General features: G+C 50.4%; 1 rRNA gene. It reads right to left on the bottom strand.

Annotated elements, in window-relative coordinates:
- Nucleotides 1-278: ribosomal RNA gene (locus CBX96_RS21475) — 23S ribosomal RNA — on the bottom strand; the annotation flags it as partial.

Below are 278 nucleotides of genomic sequence, written 5' to 3' on the forward strand. Positions count from 1 at the left end.
CCCCTCTGACTTAAGGGCTAATCCCCGTTCGCTCGCCGCTACTAGGGGAATCTCGGTTGATTTCTTTTCCTAAGGGTACTTAGATGTTTCAGTTCCCCTCGTTTGCCTCATGTAGCTATGTATTCACTACATGATGACCGCTTATGCGGCCGGGTTCCCCCATTCGGACATCGTTAGCTCAAATGCTTGTTACTAGCTCGCCAACGCTTTTCGCAAGTTACTACGTCCTTCATCGCCTCTGACTGCCAAGGCATCCACCGTATACGCTTAGTCGCTTA

Source organism: Shewanella sp. BC20 (assembly GCF_003129585.1).
In the GTDB taxonomy this organism is placed as follows: Bacteria; Pseudomonadota; Gammaproteobacteria; order Enterobacterales; family Shewanellaceae; genus Shewanella; species Shewanella seohaensis.